This is a genomic window from Streptomyces sp. NPDC005962, from assembly GCF_040629205.1.
Taxonomy (GTDB): Bacteria; Actinomycetota; Actinomycetes; order Streptomycetales; family Streptomycetaceae; genus Streptomyces.
The window spans coordinates 1-21,459 of record NZ_JBEXVE010000048.1 but is presented as its reverse complement, the minus strand read 5'-3'; the positions used below and the strand labels follow the sequence as shown (position 1 = coordinate 21,459).

General features: G+C 67.9%; 15 protein-coding genes and 4 pseudogenes. 10 read left to right on the top strand and 9 right to left on the bottom strand.

All coding sequences use genetic code 11. The features are described from left to right. Positions 1-78 precede the first annotated feature (78 nt). The 3 genes and pseudogenes from ABZ370_RS42495 to ABZ370_RS42485 form a co-directional block, all read right to left on the bottom strand. Complete coding sequence (locus tag ABZ370_RS42495) at positions 79-411, bottom strand: VOC family protein (RefSeq protein WP_358633454.1); 333 nt, start codon at positions 409-411, stop codon at positions 79-81. Between the two features lie 481 nt (positions 412-892). Further along, positions 893-1,522: an NAD(P)H-dependent oxidoreductase gene (locus ABZ370_RS42490; protein WP_358633451.1), complete on the bottom strand. Its 630-nt coding sequence runs from the start codon at positions 1,520-1,522 to the stop codon at positions 893-895. 122 nt (positions 1,523-1,644) lie between these two features. Then, a pseudogene (locus ABZ370_RS42485) lies at positions 1,645-2,483 on the bottom strand (NAD(P)H-binding protein). Positions 2,484-2,564: 81 nt separating this feature from the next. Here ABZ370_RS42485 and ABZ370_RS42480 point away from each other — a divergent pair. Beyond that, a complete protein-coding gene (locus ABZ370_RS42480; RefSeq protein WP_358633448.1) occupies positions 2,565-3,506 on the top strand; it encodes an AraC family transcriptional regulator in 942 nt (313 codons plus the stop codon). Positions 3,507-4,139: 633 nt separating this feature from the next. Here ABZ370_RS42480 and ABZ370_RS42475 read toward each other — a convergent pair. Both ABZ370_RS42475 and ABZ370_RS42470 read right to left on the bottom strand, forming a co-directional pair. Beyond that, positions 4,140-4,856: a helix-turn-helix domain-containing protein gene (locus ABZ370_RS42475; protein ID WP_358633445.1), complete on the bottom strand. Its 717-nt coding sequence runs from the start codon at positions 4,854-4,856 to the stop codon at positions 4,140-4,142. A 334-nt stretch (positions 4,857-5,190) separates the two neighbouring features. Continuing rightward, positions 5,191-5,670 carry an extracellular solute-binding protein gene (locus ABZ370_RS42470; RefSeq protein WP_358633442.1) on the bottom strand — a complete coding sequence of 160 codons (480 nt, stop codon included), beginning with the start codon at positions 5,668-5,670 and terminating at the stop codon, positions 5,191-5,193. Position 5,671: 1 nt separating this feature from the next. Between ABZ370_RS42470 and ABZ370_RS42465 the strand changes: the two are divergent. Continuing rightward, positions 5,672-6,394: pseudogene (locus ABZ370_RS42465) on the top strand (acyltransferase domain-containing protein); the annotation flags it as partial. A gap of 132 nt (positions 6,395-6,526) precedes the next feature. Here ABZ370_RS42465 and ABZ370_RS42460 read toward each other — a convergent pair. Both ABZ370_RS42460 and ABZ370_RS42455 read right to left on the bottom strand, forming a co-directional pair. Further along, positions 6,527-7,711: an alpha-hydroxy-acid oxidizing protein gene (locus ABZ370_RS42460; RefSeq protein ID WP_358633439.1), complete on the bottom strand. Its 1,185-nt coding sequence runs from the start codon at positions 7,709-7,711 to the stop codon at positions 6,527-6,529. A 14-nt stretch (positions 7,712-7,725) separates the two neighbouring features. After that, positions 7,726-8,343: a TetR/AcrR family transcriptional regulator gene (locus ABZ370_RS42455; protein WP_358633436.1), complete on the bottom strand. Its 618-nt coding sequence runs from the start codon at positions 8,341-8,343 to the stop codon at positions 7,726-7,728. Between the two features lie 381 nt (positions 8,344-8,724). On the opposite strand from ABZ370_RS42455, the gene ABZ370_RS42450 reads away from it, so the two are divergent. The 8 genes from ABZ370_RS42450 (at position 8,725) to ABZ370_RS42415 (ending at position 19,366) form a co-directional block, all read left to right on the top strand. Continuing rightward, a complete protein-coding gene (locus ABZ370_RS42450; protein WP_358633562.1) occupies positions 8,725-9,513 on the top strand; it encodes a class II aldolase/adducin family protein in 789 nt (262 codons plus the stop codon). A 131-nt stretch (positions 9,514-9,644) separates the two neighbouring features. Beyond that, entirely contained in the window at positions 9,645-11,138 is a 1,494-nt protein-coding gene (locus ABZ370_RS42445) for an MFS transporter (RefSeq protein ID WP_358633433.1), read from the top strand. A 75-nt stretch (positions 11,139-11,213) separates the two neighbouring features. Further along, positions 11,214-12,305 carry a mandelate racemase/muconate lactonizing enzyme family protein gene (locus tag ABZ370_RS42440; protein WP_358633430.1) on the top strand — a complete coding sequence of 364 codons (1,092 nt, stop codon included), beginning with the start codon at positions 11,214-11,216 and terminating at the stop codon, positions 12,303-12,305. 90 nt (positions 12,306-12,395) lie between these two features. Next, positions 12,396-13,253: a fumarylacetoacetate hydrolase family protein gene (locus ABZ370_RS42435; protein WP_358633427.1), complete on the top strand. Its 858-nt coding sequence runs from the start codon at positions 12,396-12,398 to the stop codon at positions 13,251-13,253. Positions 13,254-13,386: 133 nt separating this feature from the next. Beyond that, the gene (locus tag ABZ370_RS42430; protein WP_358633424.1) at positions 13,387-14,904 is read left to right on the top strand and encodes a long-chain fatty acid--CoA ligase; all 1,518 of its coding nucleotides are present in this window, start codon (positions 13,387-13,389) and stop codon (positions 14,902-14,904) included. An 11-nt stretch (positions 14,905-14,915) separates the two neighbouring features. Beyond that, positions 14,916-16,646 carry a CocE/NonD family hydrolase gene (locus tag ABZ370_RS42425; RefSeq protein WP_358633421.1) on the top strand — a complete coding sequence of 577 codons (1,731 nt, stop codon included), beginning with the start codon at positions 14,916-14,918 and terminating at the stop codon, positions 16,644-16,646. A 750-nt stretch (positions 16,647-17,396) separates the two neighbouring features. Continuing rightward, a complete protein-coding gene (locus ABZ370_RS42420; RefSeq protein WP_358633418.1) occupies positions 17,397-18,905 on the top strand; it encodes an amidase family protein in 1,509 nt (502 codons plus the stop codon). A 23-nt stretch (positions 18,906-18,928) separates the two neighbouring features. Beyond that, positions 18,929-19,366 carry an HIT family protein gene (locus tag ABZ370_RS42415; protein WP_358633415.1) on the top strand — a complete coding sequence of 146 codons (438 nt, stop codon included), beginning with the start codon at positions 18,929-18,931 and terminating at the stop codon, positions 19,364-19,366. Positions 19,367-19,885: 519 nt separating this feature from the next. On the opposite strand, the pseudogene ABZ370_RS42410 reads toward ABZ370_RS42415, so the two are convergent. After that, positions 19,886-20,553: pseudogene (locus ABZ370_RS42410) on the bottom strand (ISAzo13 family transposase); the annotation flags it as partial. An 11-nt stretch (positions 20,554-20,564) separates the two neighbouring features. Further along, positions 20,565-21,078: pseudogene (locus ABZ370_RS42405) on the bottom strand (transposase); the annotation flags it as partial. Positions 21,079-21,459: the final 381 nt, after the last annotated feature.

The window sequence follows — 21,459 nt, the reverse complement described above, 5'->3', positions numbered from 1 at the left end:
CTGCATCGTGCCGCTCGTCATGCAGCCCTCCTTGACCGGCCCGCTGCGGTGTCGCGTACGTCCGGGACCGTGTCGTGGTCAGGCGTCTTCGCCGATCATTTCGATCAGCTCGATGGCCGGCCCATGGGCCAGACCGTCCAGGTACACGAAGCGTGTCAGCCCTGCGACCGATGCCTCGAAGGTGGCAGGAGCCGCTTCTCCCGTCGCTCGCAGCGATTCGAGGGACTGGCCGATGCTTCCCACCACGTAGGCAAGGTGGTGGACGCCTTCTCCGTGGAGGTCGAGGTGCTCCGTGTGCGGCGAGCGGCCGTCGAGCGGCTGGATCAGTTCGATCTCCGAAGATCCCGTCCTGATGAAGCTGTAACGGGCAGAGAAGCCGACCTCTTCCCCGTGGAGTTCGGCGGTGGGCAATTCAAGATCCGTTATCTGCTCTGTGTTGGCCCCCACCGTTTCTCGTAATCGGCGACGGCGCGGTCGAAGTCTTTCACGACGATGCCGACGTGGAAGAGAGGCGGAAGGGCGATGGGCACGGGCATCCGGCGGCCACAGCGGCCGCGGCGTGCAGACGCACCTCAAGGCCGTCGGGCTTGAGTCCGAGCCGAGTCACGATGACCGCGGTCAGTTCGTGTTCCACCTGGTCGCAGGCCATCAGCCAGGCCGTGCGCAGCGGCAGGCATCTCACCGCCGCCGACAAGGACAGGAAGCAGCTCCTCATCGAGGAACGGCTGACACGGCCTCAAGGCCGGCGACCACCTCACCCTGACCAGCAACGACGACGTACGCGAAGCGGTACGTTCAGTGCAGCGCTCCTACCTGCGAAAAGACCCGTCGAGATGATCGTATCCAGCATCCTCACAGCGCCTGTCGGAACCCATCCAGCACATCCAGCACGTCAAACCTCGGAAACAGTTTTCTCCGTCCGTACGGCCTCGCTGACGGCGCGTACGGCGCGTGTGACGCTCGCCGCCGTGGCCGCGGAGGAGAGTTGCTCGGATTCGTGGATGAATGCGGTGGCACCACGGCGGCTTCCGACGTAGTCGACGATGCCGTGCTCGATCTGCGTCCGCAGCGCCCGTTCGTATCCGTGACGCTCGTATGTGCCGGAGTCGGCGCCGGCGACGGGCAGCAGATGTGTCGTGAGCCGTTGGAGCCTCGGGCGCACACCCGACTCGGCCGAGTACTCGAAGGCCCAGCCGTTGACGAACACGCGGTCGATCCATCCCTTCAGCAGCGCCGGCATGGACCACCAGTACACGGGAAAGACCAGGACGAGGTCGGTGGCGCGGTCGAGACGGCGGTGTTCGCGGACAACATCGGGAGGGTGGTTGCCACCTTCGTGATAGGCCCGGCGGTCTACCGGAGTGAACCTGGGGTCGAACTGCTCGCGGTGCAGGTCCGCCACCTCGACCGCCCTGGGGCGGAGGGCCGAGACGAGCCGTTCGGCCACGTGGTGAGTCAGGGAGTCGGAATCCGGGTGTGCGGTGACCACCAGGGTCAGCGAGTTGTTGTCATCAGTGCTCATGTCAGTACTTCCGTCTGCGGGGTGTGGATCCGGGGCGGTGCTGCGAGGCGCCGCGTCGCCCGTATGGGCAACCGGTGCACACGGCGGCGTCGGCCGCGCCCCGGAGTGAAGTGCCTGGCGGTTCATCGCTCGTCCCAGGCGCCCGCTGCGGCTGTCCGGACGACGTACTCCTCGAAGGTTCGAGGAGTACGTCCCAGCACGGAGGCCAGTTCGTCAGTCGTCTCGGCGATCAGTCCGCTCTCCATCAGCGCGAACATGGCGGCGATGTCCTCGGCGTCGTGCCGGCTCAGGCCCTGTCTGGCGAGGGACGAGACGTACTCGTCCCGGGTGACGCGACGGTAGGTGAGGGGCCGTCCGGACGCCCGGGAGATCAGTTCGACGGCTTCGGCGAAGGTGAGGGAGCGGGGACCGCTCAACTCGTACACCCGTCCGGCGTGCCGGTCCCCTCCGGTCATCACCGCGACCGCGGCATCGGCGAGATCCTCGACGTCGATGAAGGGCTCGGGCACTTCGCCGGCCGGAAGGGCCAGTGCGCCTCCGACCAGTGGCGCGTGGAAGACGTCCTCGTCGAAGTTCTGGGCGAAGTTCGACGCCCGCAGGACGGTCCATCCCAGTGACGAACCGCGTACGGCCTCCTCGGCCGACCGCATGTGCCGTCCGAAGGCGGAGTCGCCCCAGCCGTCCGCACCGCGCCCGGAGAGCAGGACCAGCCGCCGCACTCCGGCGGCTTCGGCCCGCACCACGAACTCGTGCACCGGACCCGGCACGGGCGGGGCACCACGTAGGCCACCCCGACGTTTCGCAGGACCATGTCCCAGCCGTCGGGGTCGGACCAGTCGAACCGGACCCGGCTCGACCTGGAGGCGGCTCGTACCGGTGCGTCGTGCAGCCGCAGTCGAGCGGTGATCCTGCGGCCGGTCCTGCCGGTCGCGCCGAGAACGAGGTGAGTCTTTCGCGTCATGACAACCACTGAACACGCACCGGCCACACGTTCACATGGGTGAGAAGCCACAATACCTTTGCGATCGTCTACCCTGTGGCTGTGGACGTCACCAGTGACCTGTTCCGCGGGGTGCGGGCTCGCGGCTCCCTGTTCGGCAGTTCGACGCTGTCCCCGCCCTGGTCACTGCAGTTCGTGGACGGTGCGCCGCTGACCCTGTGCACCGTCCTCACCGGAGCAGGCTGGATCGTGCCGGAGGGGCGTCCGCCTGAGCGCCTCGGCGCCCACGACACGATCGTGGTGCGCGGTCCTACGACATTCACGTTCGTCGACGAACCCGGCAGCGCGGCCGAGCCGATCGTCTGCGGAGAGGATTGCGCGACGCCCGAGCAGGGCGGCACCCGGCATCGACTGGGCTGGCACGATCCCGGCGAAGGGGGCGACGACGACAGTGGTGCGACGACTCTGGTGGTCGGCGCCTATCCGGTCCGCGGCGAGATCAGCCGACAGCTGATGGACGCGCTGCCCGTCGTGCTGCGCGTGGACGCCGGAGACACCGGTGACCCGGTGCTGGACCACCTCGCCTCCGAGGTCGCCCGCGACGAACCGGGCCAGCAGGTCGTGCTCGACCGGCTCCTCGACTGGATGCTGGTGTGCACGCTGCGCACCTGGCTGGACCGGCCCGGCGGCCACTCCCCGGCTTGGTGGACCGCCCAGAAGGACCCGGTGGTCGGCCAGGCGCTGCGCCTCTTGCACACCGAACCGGCGGCGCCATGGACGGTGGGCGAACTGGCCCGGCGTACAGGGGTCTCCCGCTCGACACTGGCAAAACGGTTCGCCGATCTGCTCGGCGAACCGCCGCTGACCTATCTGACCCGCTGGCGCATGACGCTGGCGGCGGATCTCCTGGTCGGGCAAGAGTCCTCGACTGTCGCTCATGTCGCCCGCGCCGTCGGCTACACCGATCCGTTCGCGTTCAGCGTGGCGTTCAAGAGACTCCGGGGCACCAACCCGAGCGAGTTTCGCCGCATGGCCGAAGCCTGAGTGGCAGGAGATCAGACAGGTGGCCAGTTGCGGAGGGCGGCGTCCGCAACCCGTTGGAGGTGCCTGTGCTGCTGGAGCGGCTCGCCGAGGTGTCCGGCCCGCGTGATCCGCGCCGGGCGCCCCGGACCAGGCGGCCGTCCTGGGCGGTTCCTGCCGGGGGTACGCGGCTCCGGCTGAGGCCGTCTCGACCCCCGGACGTATTCGCCGCGGACAAGCCGCCCGGTTCCAGGGCGCCGGGCTGGGCCAGACGCCACCGGCCGCTGTATCGGGGATGGAGAGCCGGGGTCTTCGTAGCCCGACTGGCCGTAGCCGTCGCGGGAGTGATCACGCTTCCGCTGCCCGGCCCCGCTGGCTGATACTCGCCGAAAATGGCGCTCCGGGCCATAGGGTTCAAGTGGGCACAGTGAGTGCTGAGCTGAACCAGGCGCCGGGTCACCGAAGCCACCCGGCGCGCCATGGACCGCCGTCTGCGGCGCCACAACATCGCTGTACTCACGGCGGATGCAGCCCTCTGCGCTGCGACGGTACCTGCCCGCTACGGCGCTGTCATGCTCTGGGGGACTGACGGGTGAGCGGCCTACACGGTGCGTGTGGCAGCAGCCGGGCCTCCTCCTGCCGCTCAGGGGACACCGCTTACTCCTGTCGATCGGCGGCGCCCTCGTCCGGCTCGGCGGGCGCCTCGTCTATGTGGACCGGGTCACCCACGGCGCCCCCGGTGGCCGTGCGGACAGCGTCCGCGATGAAGGCGAAACTCTCGTCACCGAGCTTCCGCGGATCGGCGCCGTCCAGAAGACCGGCTCCGACGTACTCGTTGATGACTCGCAGGGCCGCCGCAGCGGCTGCGGCGTGCAAACGCACCTCAAGGCCGTCGGGCGTGACTCCGAGGCGAGTCGCGATGACCCCGGCCAGTTCGTGTTCCACCTGGTCGCAGGCCATCAGCCAGGCCGTGCGCAGGGCCGGTTCGGTCTCGGCCAATCGAATCATCTTGACGCCCAGCCCGGCATCGCCCTGCTCCGACGAACTGATCTCGCTGGCCAACCGCTTCGCCTCCGTGGCGAAGTGCTCCTCCAGAGAGCGGTGCGGCGGCCAGCTGCGCAGAGTGGCCAGTTCCCACTCCACGCTCTGCGCAACGATCGGCTCCGCACAGCTCTCCTTGCTACGGAAATGACGCCAGATGGTGCGGGTCGACAGACCCACCGCCTCTGCGATCTGGTCACCGCTCGTGCCGTCGACGCCCTGCGCCCAGAACAGGCGGGCCGCCTCACGCGAGATCTCCAGACGTACGCGACGGCGCCGCTGCTCACTCATCCCGCCACGACTGCGTTCGGTCGATGCCACGTCGTCGGTCATCTTTCGCCACCCTTTCACCATCTTATTCCCTCAGCGCCATATTGGCATTAAGTGACACATCGCCCTAGCTGGCACGACCGGTTTCGGACTTCGCTCGTCCTCGATCCGCACGTCGAGCACATCCATGGGCGGGCGTCGCCGCCAAAACGGGTAGGCGATGGGGGGTGCCGTCCGGACCCTTGGAGCCGGTTACCCACGCATCGCGGCGATGGACCGTGCGGCCGTCCGGGTGCGACCCTTCTGGCCCGCGCCGGGTGCCGCGCATCGGGTGACCGAAGCGTCTTGGCCCGAGGCGCCGCAAGCCCTGAAAGGCCCGTAGCGCTCCAAAATGGCTTCACCGGGTTTGACCTGAGGCAACGCAACTGACCAGCAGGTATCCGGCACGATCAGTCCAGAGCCGGGCCAGGCCGTTGTGCAAGGACGTCGCGGTGGCCTGCATCCGTGGCCCCCAAGTCCAGCCTGTGCGCAGCAGGCGGGCCTGGTCGGTCACCAGGCCGTACAGGTCCTGGCCGTCGTAGAAGTCGGTCTTGAACTGGCGTGAGGCGGCTTCGACCTGGTTCTTCGCGGCGGGGAAGAGGCTCGAACGGCCGCTGGAGAGCCGGGTGGTGATCGCCTCGGGTGTCGTCGACATCCATTCGAGGAACCGCATCGCGCGTTCCTTGCGGGGGCTGTCGGCGGTGATGGCGTGCAGGGAGACGCCGTCGGTGCCCAGGACCGGCTTGCCCGTGCCCCACTGGGGCAGCGGGGCCACGCGCCAGCGGCCGGAGGTGCCGGGTACCGAGTTGCTCAGCGCCGCGAGCCCCCACGGCCCCACGATGTGTACGGCGCCCGCGCCGCGGGAGACGGCCTGGCCCGACGCGCCCGCCGCGCTCGGGGAAACCGGACGCTACTTCTATGTCCACCTGTACCTGCTGGCACTGCCGTCGGCTCTGGAGCAGCAGCGCCGCCTCGATGTCCCCGACGACATCGTCGCCGCCACCTTCGCCGACGTCGGCGCCAAGATGACCACGTACCGCCTCGCACACCGCACCGGCGGTTTCGACCGGCAGCGGTGGGTGATGCGGCACTTCCGCGGCACACTGCACCGACTCGGGTGCCTGCAATTCGAGCGCACCACGCTGGACACAGCGGCACTCGGCGGCCCGCCCGGACCGGATGGGCCCGCGGACGGCGAACGGGTCCTGGACGTGCACATCCCCGGAGACGGGCCGCTGACCCCGGCCCGGTGCGACGCGTCGCTGCGGGCCGCGCGGGACTTCTTCACACGGCACTTCCCCGACGAGCCCGCCCGATTCGCCACGTGCAGCTCCTGGCTCCTGGACGACCAGCTCGCCGCGTACCTGCCGCCGGAAGCGAACATCCTCCGCGTCCAGCGACGGTTCACCCACTTCGGCAGCCGATCCGTCGGCGACGACGACGTCCTGGAGTTCGTCTTCCACGTCCCGCCCGGCACCGCCGACTTCGACCGGCTGCCGCAGCGGACCACGCTGCATCGCGCCGTGGTGGGCCACCTGCGGTCCGGGCGCCACTGGCGGCTCACCCACGGCTGGACCCCCTGCCCGCAACACTACGGCGGGCCGTGGCCACCTTCAGCACTCCGAGCACACCCAGCACATAACCGCGCAGATTGTTCGAACGACCGCGTCGGCGGCTGGAGCACCTGGAGCGCCTCAAGCGTCGCCAGACCAGTCCCAGCCTCGGACGAGCACGTCCGGGGTGAGATCTGCGATGCTGGCGTAGCCGTTGAGGCCCATGGTCAGGTCTGCTTCGGCGAGCAGGCAGGAGAGGACGAATTCGATACCGGCCTGGCCTCCGATCGCGGCGCCGTAACCGTAGGGGCGGCCGATGCCGACGGCGGTGGCACCCAACGCGAGGGCCTTGACGATGTCAGGGCCTGAGCGAAGACCGGAGTCGAAGATCACCGGCATGGTGTCGGCGGCCTCGACGACCGCCGGCAGCAGGTCGAGGGCGGGGGCGGTGGCGGCCTGCCGGCCGCCGTGGTTGGAGCAGTAGATGGCGTCGACGCCACCGTCACGAGCGCGGCGTACGTCGTCGGGATGGCAGATGCCTTTGAGTAGGAGCGGGAGGTCGGTGAGGCTGCGCAGCCAGGTGAGGTCGTCCCAGGTCAGGGTGGGATTGCCGAAGGTCGTCGCCCAGTGCATGGTTGCGGCTTCTGGATCCTCCTCGGGCGGGGCGGCAAGCCGTGAGCGGAAGACCGGGTCGCTGAAGTAGTTGGCCAGGCAGTATCCCCGCAGTTGGGGGAATGTCGCGTGCTGCAGGTCGCGGGGCCGGTAACCCAGGGTCCAGGTGTCGAGGGTGACCACGATGCCGCTGAAGCCGGCGGCATCGGCGCGGCGCACGAGGCTTTCTGCGAGGTCGCGGTCGTTGGGTGTGTAGAGCTGAAAGAATCCGGGAGTGTCACCGAGTGCGGCGGCGACGTCCTCCAGTGGGTCCTGCATGAGGGTTGAGGCCACCATCGGCACGCCGGAGGTCGCCGAGGCAGCGGCGGTTGCGAGGTCGCCGTGCTCGTCGTCGGTCATCACGCCGATGACACCGATCGGTGACATCAGCAGCGGGGTAGGGAGCCGGTGGCCGAACAGCTCGACCGACAGGTCGCGCTCGGCTGCGCCGGCGAGCATGCGCGGCATGATCCCCCACTGCTCGAAAGCGGTGACGTTGGCGCGCTGAGTGTGCTCATCACCGGCCCCACCCGCGACGTAGTCGAACAGTCGGTGTTCCAGCTTCTCTCGCGCAGCCGCTTCCAGGCCCGCGAAGGTCACCGGGTACGGCGGCGGGTTGTCGCCCCCGAGCCCCGTGAAGTAGAGCCCGATATTGAAGTCCGCGTAATTGGCCATCTCGTCTCTCGCTCCTACTGGCGGTCGGTCCTTTGGGAATCGCTCGAGGGGTCGGAGGAGGCCCGCGAGAATGCGTCGAGAACCGTCGGCAGCATCAACCGCTCCATGAGCCGGGCATCGAGGCTTCCCGGCTCCACGAACTCCTGGGCGTTGCCACCTTCACGCAAGGCGACCGCGAAGCGGCCCACCAGAGCGGGATCAATGACGAACTCGCGGCCGGCCATCGCCAATAGTTCGGTGAAGATCCGCCCGATCTCCTGACGGACCTCCTCGTCCTTGCGGGCCAGGGCGGCCGCCGCCGCGGGGTTGCGGATCGCATACAGGGTGAACTCTGTCGAGATGAGGAACCACTGCCGATCGTTGTCGGACTGGCGGGTCGCGAGGCTGGCGAAGTGCTGGAGCGGATCGCTCGCTCCAGAAGCATGCTCCAGCGCGGTCCGCAACCGTGTGAGCATCACATCGGCATGCGCCTCGAACATAGCGAAGAAGAGCTCGTCCTTGCTTGCGAAGTTGGAGTAGAACGCGCCGCGTGTGAAGCCGCCCCGCTCGCAGATCATTCCGATACTGGCCCCGTTGAAGCCACGCTCGGCGAAGACCTCGGCGGCGCTCGCCAGCAGCCGGGCGGTCGTCACGGCACGCTGGCCGGTCGATCCTCGTGGCACTGCTCCTCCATGCTCGTCCCTACGGATACATGAGTGTATCTGAAATACTCCAGTCAGCATGCGTCGATACCGACGCTTCTCACGAGGGCTGTTGGTGTGGCGTGAGTGGTGCGCGCACCGGCCGACCGGTGGAGCCCCGGGACCGCTACGGATCGTTCCCGCTCCGGGGTGTTGCCGCGCAGGCAAGGGGTCCATGTGGCCACCGGTCATGCCGCCCTTGGTGTTCGCGGGTGGACCGCACCGCTTGACACGTCGGCCGGATAGGTCGGAGTATCGGCCCTATCACATACAGAGTTGTATTCTATAGAAAAGGTAGCCATGACGAGCGCAGTCACGCCCGACGTCCTGGAGATGGTCCGCGCCAGCATCGGGCCGGCTCCCGACGACTTCGAACTGCCGTTGCCTCCGGTCAACCTCACCGTCGAGGAGGAGCGGGAGCACCGCAAGCGCGAGCTCGCGGCCGCGTTCCGGGTCTTCGGCAAGCTCGGTTTCTCCGAGGGAGTGGCCGGCCACATCACCGCCCGCGATCCGGAATACGCCGACACCTTCTGGGTCAACCCGTTCGGCATGAGCTTCAACCAGATCAAGGTGTCGGACCTGATCCATGTCGACCACGTCGGCAACCTGCTCCATGGCAAGCGACCGGTGAACCGGGCGGCGTTCTGTATCCACTCCGAGGTTCACAAGGCCCGGCCGGATGCGGTCGCCGCCGCCCACGCCCACTCGCCGCACGGCAAGGCCTTCGCCACGCTCGGCATCCCGCTCGCGCCGATCACGCAAGACGCGTGCGCGTTCTACGAAGATCAGGGGCTCTACTCCGACTTCCGTGGCGTCGTGAACGACACCGAGGAGGGCCGCCGGATCGGTGTCGCGCTCGGCGGTGCGAAGGCGGTCATCCTTCAGAACCACGGTCTCCTCACCGTGGGGCAGTCCGTCGCGGCCGCCGCGTGGTGGTTCATCACCATGGAGCGCTCCTGCCAGACCCAACTACTGGCGATGGCTGCCGGCACGCCGACCCTCGTCGACCACGACACGGCGGTGGACGTGCGGAATCAGACCGGGAATCCGGTCGCCGGCTGGTTCCAGTTCCGGCCTCTGTGGGACCAGATCGTCGCGGACTCTCCCGATCTGTTCGACTGACCTCCGCACACCGTGGTGACCGTGGTCAGCGTCGCCGGCGCAGCTTCCGCGAACTCGCATGATTCCCGCCATGCAGCTGAGTGCTGACGCTATGCCCGGCGTGGTCCACAGATCGAAAGGTTCCCCTCCCGATGGCAGCCGACACACACTCAGCCGCCACTCCACCGCCGGGCCTGGTTGTCTCGCGACTGGCGAAGGTGATCGGACTCCTCGTCTTCACCGAACTCGTCTACGGCATCATGCGCGGCTTCTACAGCCCGATCATCACCGATGTCGCCGACCACCTCGGTATCTCCGATGGCGAGTTCAACTGGTTCGAGACCACCCAGCACGGCATGGCAGCACTCATGGTGCTCGCTTTCTCCCGACTCGGTGACGTCCGAGGGCACAAGCAGGTGCTGATCTGGACGACGTCTCTCACGGCGCTGGGGTCGTGGATTCTGGTGTTCGCCCCGTCGTTTACCACTTTTCTCATCGGCTACGCGCTGCAGGGGGCATGCGCTGTCTGGCTCCCGATCGAGATCGCGATCATCTATCGACGGACAGCGGGGTCCAAGGACCACCACCGCCTGAGCCGACACGCGGCAGGATTTCTTGTCGGTGCGTTCTACATCTCGATCATCGCCGGGTCCGTCTCCAGCGGCGCCCTGGCGGGCGCGGTGCCGCTCCCGGTGTCGCTGTCGATCCCAGCCGTCCTGACCACTGCCTGCATCATCGTCGTCCGGTTCGGTATCGAGAGTGACGAGCCGACTGCCTCTGCGGCGCGTCCGGACTGGGTGGGGCTCGGGCTGCTGGCGGCCTCGCTTGCCTCGTTCCTGGCCGGCATGGTGCTCCTGCATCTCCAGGGTGCGACGAGTCCACTCGCCTGGCTGCTCGTCATCACTTGCCTGCTCATCCAGATCCCGTTCGTACGCTACGAAGCACGCCAGCGCGAACCCGTGATCGACGTGCGGCTTTTGAAGATCCGCGCGCAGTGGCCCGTGCAGCTGGCGGCGCTCTTGTTCGGCATCGCGGTTCTCGGCGCCGAGATCCCGCTCGTCACCTTCGCCCGCACGGACCCCGACGTCACAGGCTATGGATTGGGCGCCGGTGCACAGTTCGTGTCCGTCGCGATCGGAACTCACGTCGTCTTCATCGCGATCGGTGCGGTCGTCTTCCCGTTTGTCGCAGGTCGGCTCGGAGCACGCCGGACGGTGGTGTCCGCGGCATTCGTCGGCGCGGCCGGATATGGCCTCTGGCTTCCCTTCCACGATTCGCCCGGCCAAGCGGTGGTCAACCTGGTTGTCACCGGTCTGGGATCGGGAGCCGTCATGGCTGCCTTTCCCGTTCTGGCAGCGTCGGCGGCCCCATCGGATCGAACGGGATTCGCAACGGGCATGACCAATGCGGCCAAGACCATCGGCGGCACCATCGCGACAGCTGTCTTCGCCATCGTGCTGTCCGCGACCGGTTCGCTGGGAGGGCTGAACGAGGGATACGCCCCCCTTTCGGGATACCTCACCGTGTGGACGACCTGTGGAGTAGCCGCACTCCTTGCCGGCCTCACACTGTTACTGCTTCCGCGGTCGGTCGGCGACGAGCCCGCGACCACGGACTCAGCTGTATCGCAGTCGGGAGGTCACTGAATCCTCCTGTCCGTCGACGGCAGTCCGTGACAGCAGCACCCAGCAAGGCGCCCCCCTCCGACGAAAGGACCCCACGTGGCCGTCATCGCCCAGGCCGAGGTGCATCACCTCGCCGTCCCGCAGCCGCACCCGATCCGGAGCAGCTACGGGTCCGCCCTCGATGTCCTCGGTGTGGTGGTGGTGCGGGTCACGGACACCGACGGCAGGGTGGGGGAGGGGTGGACCACCGTCATCGGCGGCGGTGGCGCCTCCGTGGCGTCCTTCCTCAGCACGGAACTGGTTCCGCTCGTGATCGGGGCAGACCCGGCACGCGTCCGCGACCTGTGGCAACGCATGTTCATGCACTCGCTGAGTCGGGGCCGCAAGGGTGTGGCCATGTACGCCATCTCGGCGGTCGACATCGCAGTGTGGGACCTGCGCGCGAGGACGGCGAACCAGCCGCTCCATGCCCATCTCGGCAGTGTGGCCCCCGAGGTCCCCGTCTACGGAGACGGCTGCTGGGTCTCGTTGTCACACGACGAGCTACGGGCGGCCGCCGAGGCCTACGCCGCCCGCAACTTCTGGGGCGTCAAGCTGAAGGTCGGAGCAGACCTCGACGACGCGGTCCGACGGGTCGAGATCGTCCGCGACGTCGTCGGCCCGTCCGGTCGCGTCATGGTCGACGCAAACCAGCGCTATGACCTGCTCACCACGCGTCGTTTCGCCGCCGCGATCACCGACCTGGACATCACCTGGCTCGAGGAGCCGATACTCGCAGACTCCATCCACGACTACGGTCGGCTGCACGGCACGATCGGGGTGCCGATCGCCGCCGGTGAGAACGAGTACTCGCGTTACGGATTCCGAGAGCTGTTGGAGCACGGAGCCGTCGACATCCTGCAACCCGATGCCCATCGGATGGGCGGGGTCACGGAGTTCATGCGCGTCCTCGCACTCGCCGACACCTGGAACATCCCCGTGGCTCCCCACACCTCATGGGAACTGCACAGTCAGTTGGTGTGCTGTGGAACCACAGCCCTGGCAGTCGAATACTACGACTGGCTGCCGGAAGACTTCTTCGCGGTCCGTCCGGAGATCACGAACGGTTTCGTGGCGGTGAGTCAGGCGCCAGGAACAGGTGTCTCGATCGATCCTGCCTCGTTCGAAAAATACCAGGTCGCGCAATAACCGCTGCGGACGCCGCGCGCGACGCCCGACGTCAACTCCGGCTCCGGCACCGGTTCGAGAACGTTGCGACATTCCAGGAAGGCACCTCGCATGGGCATACGGCTGGTCGGTTTGCGCGAGACCGACGGGAGCACCGTCGTCGCAAGGCTCGCCGAGGATGGCGCCGGCGTCGCGCCGATCTGCGGACTGGAAGAGTTCTGGGCCGATCCCCACCATGCGGTGACGCTGCCACCGACCGGACCTTCGCTGCCCGCGACCGATGTCGACCTGGTCCCGCCTGTGCTTCCCGACGCGCGCGTGATCTGCGTCGGCTTGAACTACCTGGCGCATCTGGCCGAGGGAACGTACGCAGCAGACGGGATCCCTCCTCATCCCACGCTGTTCGCTCGCTGGCCGGCCTCACTTGCGGTGGATGGGGCGGAGATCCCGGTTCCCCTCGATGAGGACGGTCTGGACTGGGAGGGGGAGGTCGTCGCCTACGTCGGCGCGACCCTCACCGACGCGACGCCGGAAGAGGCACTCGGCTCGGTGGTGGGCTACTCGACGTTCAACGACGTCACCGCACGCAGAGCGCAGAAGCTGACCTCGCAGTGGACCCTGGGGAAGAACGCCGACCGTTCCGGACCGCTCGGGCCGCTGGTACCCGCCACAGAGGTGGGCGACCTCCGCCACGGGCTCACCATTCGGACGCGGGTCAACGGTGAGGTGGTGCAGGAGGGCAGTACCGACCAGATGGTCTACACCGTCGGTGACACTCTCGCGCTGATCAGCCGCACGTTCGCCCTCCGTGCGGGCGACCTGCTCGCCACCGGGACCCCCTCCGGCGTCGGCTACGCGCGCACGCCGCCCTGGCTGATGCAGCCCGGCGACGTCGTCGATGTCGAGGTCGAGCGTCTCGGCACCTTGCGCAACACCGTGGTGGCCCGTCCCGGCCGGGCCGCGCAGTGACCGGGCCGCTGGACGGCCCCACGGAGCGCATACGGAGCGCGTTTCGTGAGTCGTGAACGCGTATTCGGGTCGCCTTGGTGTCGGACAGTCCGCTCCGCATCGAGTGAGTCGCCTCATCGAAAGGGAATCGGCCATGACTGAATGTCACCTCGCCGGCCTGCTGGAGAACTCGGTCGGTATGTATCCGGAGCGCACCGCAGTCGTGTTCGGTGACACCAGATTGACCTACGCCCAGGTGGACGGGGCGGCGAACCAGGTGGCGAAACTGCTGGTCGAGTACGGCGTGAAGCCGGGCGACAAGGTTGCGCTCTCGTGTCCGAACCTGCCTTTCTTCCCGATCGTCTACTTCGGCATCCTGAAGGCCGGCGCGACTGTCGTGCCGCTCAACGTGCTGTTGAAGACGCGCGAGGTGGCCTACCATCTCGATGATTCCGGCGCTGTCGCTTACTTCGCGTTCGAGGGCACGGCGGAACTCCCTACAGGGGAAACGGCGCGCCAAGCGGTCGACGGGACTGATGTCGCTCTCGTGGTGTTCGGGAGCGGGTCGGCGCCGTGGTCGCAGCAGTCGCCCGCCTTCGAGAGAGTCGAGCGCGACGACGACGACACCGCGGTGATTCTCTACACCTCGGGAACGACGGGTCAGCCCAAGGGCGCCGAGCTGCGCCACCGCAACATGCACTTCACCGCGCTGTCGGGTAAGGGCATGTACGGTGCGGACGCAGAAAGACCCGACACATACCTGTGCGCACTGCCGCTGTTCCATGCCTTCGGCCAGACGGTGATCCAGAACGCTGCGTTCGCCTTCGGCGGCACTGTGGTGATGCTGCCGCGTTTCGAGGCCGCATCCGCGATCGCCACGATGGTTTGCGAGAAGGTCACGTTCTTCGCAGGTGTGCCCACCATGTACTGGGCTCTGCTCGGCGCGCTGACCCCCGACGTCCCGGTAGCCGAGATCGCCGCCAACCTCCGCGTCGCCGCCGCGGGTGGCTCAGCACTACCTGCCCAGGTGCACAGGGACTTCCAGAATCGCTTCGGCGTCACCATCCTCGAGGGCTACGGGCTGTCGGAGACCTCTGCCATCTCGTCATTCAGCGTCTATGGGGAAGACCCACGCGTCGGCTCCATCGGCAAGCCGATAGCAGGCGTCGAGATGAAACTCATCAACGACGACTGGAGCGACATACCCCCGGGCGCCCCCGAGATGATCGGCGAGATCGCGATCAAGGGCCCCCAGATCATGAAGTGCTACCACGGCCGGCACGAGGCCACAGCCGAGGCGATCAAGGACGGCTGGTTCCGCTCCGGCGATCTGGCCAGGAAGGACGGCGACGACTACTTCGTCATCGTCGACCGGTCCAAGGACATGATCATTCGTGGCGGTTACAACGTCTATCCCCGCGAACTCGAAGAGGTGCTGATGACGCATCCTGCGATCTCGCTCGTCGCGGTGGTCGGCGTCCCGCACGGCTCCCACGGCGAGGAGGTCAAGGCCATCGTCGTGGCCGAGCCAGGCGCTCAGATCACCGCGGACGAGCTCGTCGCCTGGGGCAGGGAACATTTCGCCGCGTACAAGTACCCGCGCCTCGTGGAGTTCCGCGATGCGCTGCCCATGACGTCCACCGGAAAAATCCTCAAGAGAGAGCTGAGCTGACGATGGCACACATGCGAGACCAACCCGCCGAGGTCGACGGGATCACGATCGACTGGGACGCCCCGATCCGCGTCAGCGACGGCACGGTCCTGCGCGCAGACGTGTTCCGTCCGACAGAGCCGGGCGACTACCCCGTGATCCTGGCGATGGGCCCCTACGGAAAGGGACTGCACCTGGCCGACGGCTACCCGGCCAACTGGCGGCGCATGCATGAGGCATACCCGGAGGTGGCGCACGGGTCGACGGGTCGCTACCAGAACTGGGAGATGGCGGACCCCGAAAAGTGGGTCCCCGATGGATATGTGTGTGTTCGTGTCGACTCCCGGGGCAGCGGACGGTCCCCGGGCTTCTTGGACGTCTTGACCGCGCTCCAGGCTCGTGACCTCTACGAGTGCATCGAGTGGGCCGGGCAGCAGGAGTGGAGCAACGGGAAGGTCGGCCTCCTCGGTATCTCCTACTTCGCGGCCAACCAGTGGCAGGTGGCCGCCCTGCGGCCACCTCATCTCGCGGCGATCTGTGTATGGGAGGGCTTCGCCGACCACTACCGCGAGGGTGCGCGCCATGGCGGAATCGCGTGCGAGTTCGTCAAGGGAGCGCAGGCACGCCAGATGTTCACCGTCCAGTACGGCATGGGCAGCCGGGGACCGACCGACCGCAACACCGGCCGTCCCGTCGCTGGTGACGTCGATCTCGATGACGATGTCCTGCGGCAGAACCGGCGCGACCTCTACGCGGAGCTCCTTGCGCGCCCGGTGAAGGGAGAGTTCTATCAGGAGCGCTCCGCCGATCTGTCCCGGATCGAAGTGCCCTTGCTGTCGGCTGGCAACTGGGGCGGGATGGGACTGCACACGCGCGGAAACGTAGAGGGGTTCCTGGCAGCCGGATCCGAGCTCAAGTGGCTCGAGATGCACGGGGACACCCACTTCAATCCGTTCTACAACGATCGCGGGCTCGGGCTGCAGAAGCAGTTCTTCGGCACATTCTTGAAGGGGGAACAGAACGGCTGGCTGGATCGGCCGCCCGTCGAGCTTCTCGTGCGCCATCCAGGAGAGAGGTTCGAGCCGCGATTCGAGCAGGAGTGGCCGATCGCACGGACCGAGTGGACCGAATTCCATCTGTGTCCGGAGACCATGGAGTTGCGCACCTCGCCGGGCGCCTCGGGCACGTTGAGCTACCAGCCGGAGCACGAAGACCTGCGTTTCAGGCTCCCGCCTGCCGGTCACGATCGAGAGTTCACCGGTCCAGCCGCAGCGAAACTGCGGATCTCGTCCGCCACGGCCGACGCTGATCTCTTCTTGAGCCTGAGGCTCTACGACCCGCAGGGCACCGAGGTCACGTTCATCGGGTCCAACGACCCGAAGGTGCCGATCGCGTTGGGATGGCTCCGCGCTTCCCATCGGCGACTCGACACCGACAGGTCCGAACCCTATCGACCGGTGCACAGTCACGACGCCATCGAGTTGCTCGTCCCCGGTGAGCCCGTCGACGTCGACATCGAGATCTGGCCGACGAGCATCGTGGTCCCGGCCGGCTACGTCCTCGAGCTGGGCATCGGTGGTCGCGACTACAGCAACCAAGGCACGGAAATCGAGAACGCGATGTACCCGACGACGGGCGTCGGCCCCTTCATCCACACCGACCCGGAGGATCGTCCGGCAGAGATCTTCGGCGGCACGGTCACCCTGCACTTCGGTCCCGATGTGAAGTCGTACCTGCTGCTCCCGGCGATCCCGGCTCCGTGAGCAGTCGTCGGGCGGATCCGGGCGCACAGCGAGTGGCGGCTGTAAGGAGTGAGATTTAGGCATCAAGTGACGAACGATGCCACCTCGCGCGATGTGACTTGCGTCACATCGCGGCGAAACCTCCGCCCAGCGAGTCGCTCGTCATCAGGTATGGCGATCATGGTCCGTACGGCGGTTCGGCGATCGCTGTCGACCTGCCCCGCGCCAGCCGTCTCGCTCAGTTCGCCGCCGACTTTCCGTAGAGGTCGCGGCCGTCGAGGTGGCGCGGGTGCGGGTCGTCGGACGCCGATGTCCGAGGACCTGCGCGAGTACGTCGCGGACGACGGCGAGGGTCAGGCGCCAGGTCGGGGGCGGGAAGGCCAGACCGCGCGAAATGGCGCGCGTCAGCCGCAGCCCACTGGCGACGTCAACTCGGCATAGCAAGAAGGCGGAGGGGCCTACGCCGGCCCGGCAGCCGGACACCCCTTCTGCCTCCGGTCAGTCTGAGCTTCATCGCGTGCCCGCGTCCGCAGCTGCCGGCCGCAGACACTCGGCGTGGTGTGATTCCGGTATCCATGGGCTTGAGTGTGCCGTTGCGGCACAGTGTTGACTCGGACCACGGCTGATCAACATCGCTACGCGGTGTCTGACGCGGTCGTGACCGGCCGGCCGAGACCTGCGTGAGGCCGTGGCCGGGACGCCGATGACCGGGGCGTGACGTTGGGCATGCCGCGGACCGGCCCCTTTTATCGTTTTGATGGGAACACTCGTATGGGTATCACTTGGGAAGAGTACCGGGAGCACGACGCCGTCGGGCTGGCCGGGCTGGTGAAGTCGGGAGCGGTGAGCCCGGTTGAACTGCTCCAGGCGGCGATTGCCCGTGCCGATGCCGTCGAACCGACGATCAACGCGATCCGCCACCGACTCGACGACGACGCCCGTGCCCGCGCTCGCGGCCCGCTGTCCGGGCCGTTCGCCGGCGTCCCGTTCCTGATCAAAGACTTGGGTCAGCATCTCGCCGGGGTTCCGACCGGCAGTGGGAATCGGTCGCTGGCACGCTTCCCGCGCCCGGAGACGTCCACGGTGGTACAGCGTTGGCTCGATGCCGGTCTGGTCGTGTTCGGCCGGACCGCGACCCCCGAGTTCGGCGCTCGGGCGATAACCGAGCCGGTCGCGGGGGGCCCGACCCACAACCCCTGGGACCCGTCGCGGACGCCCGGTGGCAGCTCCGGCGGGTCCGCGGCGGCCGTCGCGGCCGGAGTCGTCCCGGTCGCGGGCGGGAACGACGGCGGGGGCTCCATCCGGATCCCGGCTGCGGCCTGTGGGCTGTTCGGGCTCAAGCCGGGGCGTGGCGTCGTCCCGTCCGGGCCGGACGTCGACGAGGTCTTCCATGGCGCCGCGGTGCAGGGCGTGCTGTCGCGCACGGTCCGTGACTCCGCCGCGATGCTCGACGTGCTGGCCGGCTCCGCACCGGAGGGCCCGTACCGGGTGGCTCCGGCGGAGCGTCCGTACGCCGACGCCGTCGTCGACGCCCCGCGCCCGCTGCGGATCGGGCTGACCACGGTGTCCTCGCTCGGCGGACCGGTTGATCCGCAGGCCGCCACTGCGGTTCGGGACGCGGCGGAGCTGCTCACCGGACTCGGACACGTCGTGGAGGAATCCGCCCCGGCCATCGACGGGCAGCGCCTGGCCACCGACTTCCTCACGACCTGGTACGCGATGGTCGCCGCCGAGGTCACCGCCGCACGGGAGTTCACCGGCTGTGCCGAGGACGACTTCGAGATCGAGACCCGGATCATGGCTGCGATCGGCCGGAGCCTTTCGGCGCCGAGATATCTGGCCACGCAGTCCCGCTGGCATCAGCACACCCGGGCGCTGGCCGCGTTCCACGAGCGCTACGACATGCTGCTCACCCCGACCACCGCCCGGCCGGCGTGGCCGATCGGCGAGTTCGATCTCGCCTTGCCGGTCCGGCTCGCCGCACGGGGGCTGCTGGCTGCCCGGATCGGCGGTGTGCTGGGCCGGATGAACCTCGTCGAGAAACTGGCCGCCGCGAACCTCGAGCCCGCGCCCTTTACCCAGCTGGCGAACGTGACCGGGCGCCCGGCGTCGTCGGTGCCGCTCTGCCGGACGTCGAGTGGGCTGCCGCTCGGCATCCAGTTCGTCGGGCGCCCGGGTTCGGAGCCCGAACTGCTGGCACTGGCCGCGCAGCTGGAGCGGGCGTGGCCGTGGGCGCATCTCTGGCCGTCGTTGCCCGATACGCCGTCATCCGCGGCCTGACGTCTCTGAGGACAATTTCACGTATGACTACTGTATTCTCACGCATTATCGCTGGCGAGCTGCCCGGACGCTTCGTCTGGCAGGATCCGGAAATCGTCGCGTTTCTGTCCATCGCTCCGTTGCGGCCTGGTCACACTCTTGTTGTGCCGCGGCGTGAGGTCGACCGGTGGACGGACGCCGACGGGGCCCTCCTGGCGCGTTGCTTCGAGGTAGCCCAGGCCGTGGGGCAAGGGGTGCAGCGGGCTTGGAACGCTCCGCGCGCCGGCCTCGTCATCGCAGGCTTTGAGGTACCGCATCTGCATATACATGTCGCGCCGGTCTGGGACATGTCCGACTTTGATTTCAGCAAGGCCAAGCAGGAGGAGGACCAGTCAGCTATGGACGAAGCCGCAGCAAAGCTCCGTGCCGCCCTGCTGGAACTCGGTTATGAACAAGCACGGGACTTCGGCCCCGGAGTGTGAACCGGAACTCGCGCGAGCTCCCAGACCGCTGGCGAAGATCTGCTCGGCGTGGTTGTTGAGCCCGTAGCCGCTGGTGAGGGCAACCGCCGTGAACAGCCCGGCCTGCTCCGTCTCGGCCGCAGAGTGGCGGCCGAGACGGTACGGAGACCGTGAGGCTTGGCGGCAATCCCCTTTGTGGCCACTTCAGGGTGCACAGGCAGCAGTTGCAGCCGGGAGGACTCCTCGAAGATCTCCTCGAGGAACAGCGGGCCCTCGGAGCGGCCGGCGATCAGCCGGGGCAGCAACTGCGCCGCGCCGGACTGCCAGTGGATCCACGGGATCGCGCCGCCCTTGGCAGTGATCCTGCCACGCCTGTCTGGTGAACAGGTCCTCGACGTTCAGGCACAGCAGTTCCTTGGCCCGTGCCGCCGACTCGTAGAGGAGCCGCCAGGTGGCGCGCGTCGACAAGCCCACGGCCTCCGCGGTCTGACCGCCGCTCGTAGCGGCCACTCCCCGCTGTCCCTCTCTTCCGTCCTTAAGTTCGTGGCTGGTCAGGGGCCTGCCACGCCAGTTCATGCTGATGTGGGAGAACAGCCGGTGCTCGATCTTGTCCATTTCGAGGTGCCGGGCGGAAAGTGACAGGCGGTCACCGCAAGACCCATCTGGGCGGCGAACGCGGCGAGTTCGGCCTTCCATAAGCGGTAGCGGTAGCTGTTGGACCCTCCGCAGTCCGCAGTGATCAACAACATGTCGGCATCCGGGTAGTCCACCCGGCCGCGGGCCCGCCACCAGCGGCGGATCGACTCGACGGCGAACACAGAGGTGTCGTGATCGGTGCCTACGTTCACCCAGCCACTGTCGTGGGCCAGATCGTAGATGCCGAAGGGTATCGCCACCTCGACGTCGGGGCCGATGAAGTAGAAGCTGTGGTCCTCCACCTGCACCGGATCACCTGCGGGACGCCATTGCCGCCCGGGGTTGGGCAGCTGGCCCAGCTGCTCCTTCTTCTTGGCATCGATGCTGATCACCGGCTGTCCGGCGGCCTGGTGCCTCTTGACCTGCTCGTTGATATAGCGGAACTGCGCGTCCCGGTCGGGGTGCTGCTTTCCCTCCAGTTTCTTGGCGCTGGCCTGCAGACTGAAGCCCTGCCCCTTCAGCAGCCGGCCGACGGTCGGAGCGGAGACCGGGTGCCCTTGCCTGGTCAGCTCCTACGGCTTCAGTGGGTGCGGCAGCGCTGCCAGGAGGCTCCGGGCAGGACGGCGCCGATGGCGTCGACGAGTCCGGTGTGTGCGTCGGAGATGACGTGCTGCACGCCTGTGAGGCCGCGGGCGATCAGGGAGCGCAGAAGGGCGAGCCAGCCGGCGCCGTCCTCGGCGGTGGCCACGTCCAGGCCGAGGATCTCGCGCTGTCCGTCGGCGTTGACACCGGCCGCGACCAGCGCGTGGACGTTGATGATGCGGCCGCCCTCGCCGGCCTTCTGTGTCAGCGCGTCGACCCAGACGAAGGTGTAGGGGCCTTGGTCCAGGGGGCGGTTACGGAAGGCTATCGCCGTTGCGGTGGTTGACGTGTTCGTCGTTGACCTGCCCGTACTCGGCACCGCAGGCGGCGTCGGCCTCGGAGGACATCGGCGCGTCGGCGAAGGTCTTGATCATCGCGCGGAGCAGATCCGGACTCGCCGAGGCGAGATTGTCCTCGGTCAGGGCGTGCAGGGGCACACTGTCAGGTGCGGTCATCGTGCTGATCTCCTTCAATCAGCCGATGGCCGTCTCGCCCGGCTGGTTTCTGCCTGAGCCAGGGTGCCGCCACCCGCCCCGTCCCTGGCCTGGACATGCCGCACCCCGGCGATGAGCGTCATGCCGGTACCAAGGCAGGCGCCCGCGGCCACTGCGACGAGCGTCCGGACCCGTTCCGGCCCGGGGCACTGAGCTCTCATGGAGGTGGCGGCCCAGTACCCGACATTTCGCATGAGGTGGTGGTCGGCAACGGGTCCTCTCCGGTTGACAGGCGCAGGCCCGGGCGGGGGGGGGCGGGGGCGCGGGGGGCCGCCCGCCGGGGCGGCACGTGGGGGGGGGGGGACGGCCCGGGCAGGAAGAAAGATAACAGGGCGGGGGCGT

Bases quoted from the DNA above. Each gene is read 5' to 3' on its own strand.
- ABZ370_RS42490 (WP_358633451.1), bottom strand. From the start codon at position 1,522: ATGAGCACTGATGACAACAACTCGCTGACCCTGGTGGTCACCGCACAC.
- ABZ370_RS42475 (WP_358633445.1), bottom strand. From the start codon at position 4,856: ATGACCGACGACGTGGCATCGACCGAACGCAGTCGTGGCGGGATGAGT.
- ABZ370_RS42460 (WP_358633439.1), bottom strand. From the start codon at position 7,711: ATGGCCAATTACGCGGACTTCAATATCGGGCTCTACTTCACGGGGCTC.
- ABZ370_RS42450 (WP_358633562.1), top strand. From the start codon at position 8,725: ATGGTCCGCGCCAGCATCGGGCCGGCTCCCGACGACTTCGAACTGCCG.
- ABZ370_RS42445 (WP_358633433.1), top strand. From the start codon at position 9,645: ATGGCAGCCGACACACACTCAGCCGCCACTCCACCGCCGGGCCTGGTT.
- ABZ370_RS42435 (WP_358633427.1), top strand. From the start codon at position 12,396: ATGGGCATACGGCTGGTCGGTTTGCGCGAGACCGACGGGAGCACCGTC.
- ABZ370_RS42430 (WP_358633424.1), top strand. From the start codon at position 13,387: ATGACTGAATGTCACCTCGCCGGCCTGCTGGAGAACTCGGTCGGTATG.
- ABZ370_RS42425 (WP_358633421.1), top strand. From the start codon at position 14,916: ATGCGAGACCAACCCGCCGAGGTCGACGGGATCACGATCGACTGGGAC.
- ABZ370_RS42420 (WP_358633418.1), top strand. From the start codon at position 17,397: ATGGGTATCACTTGGGAAGAGTACCGGGAGCACGACGCCGTCGGGCTG.
- ABZ370_RS42415 (WP_358633415.1), top strand. From the start codon at position 18,929: ATGACTACTGTATTCTCACGCATTATCGCTGGCGAGCTGCCCGGACGC.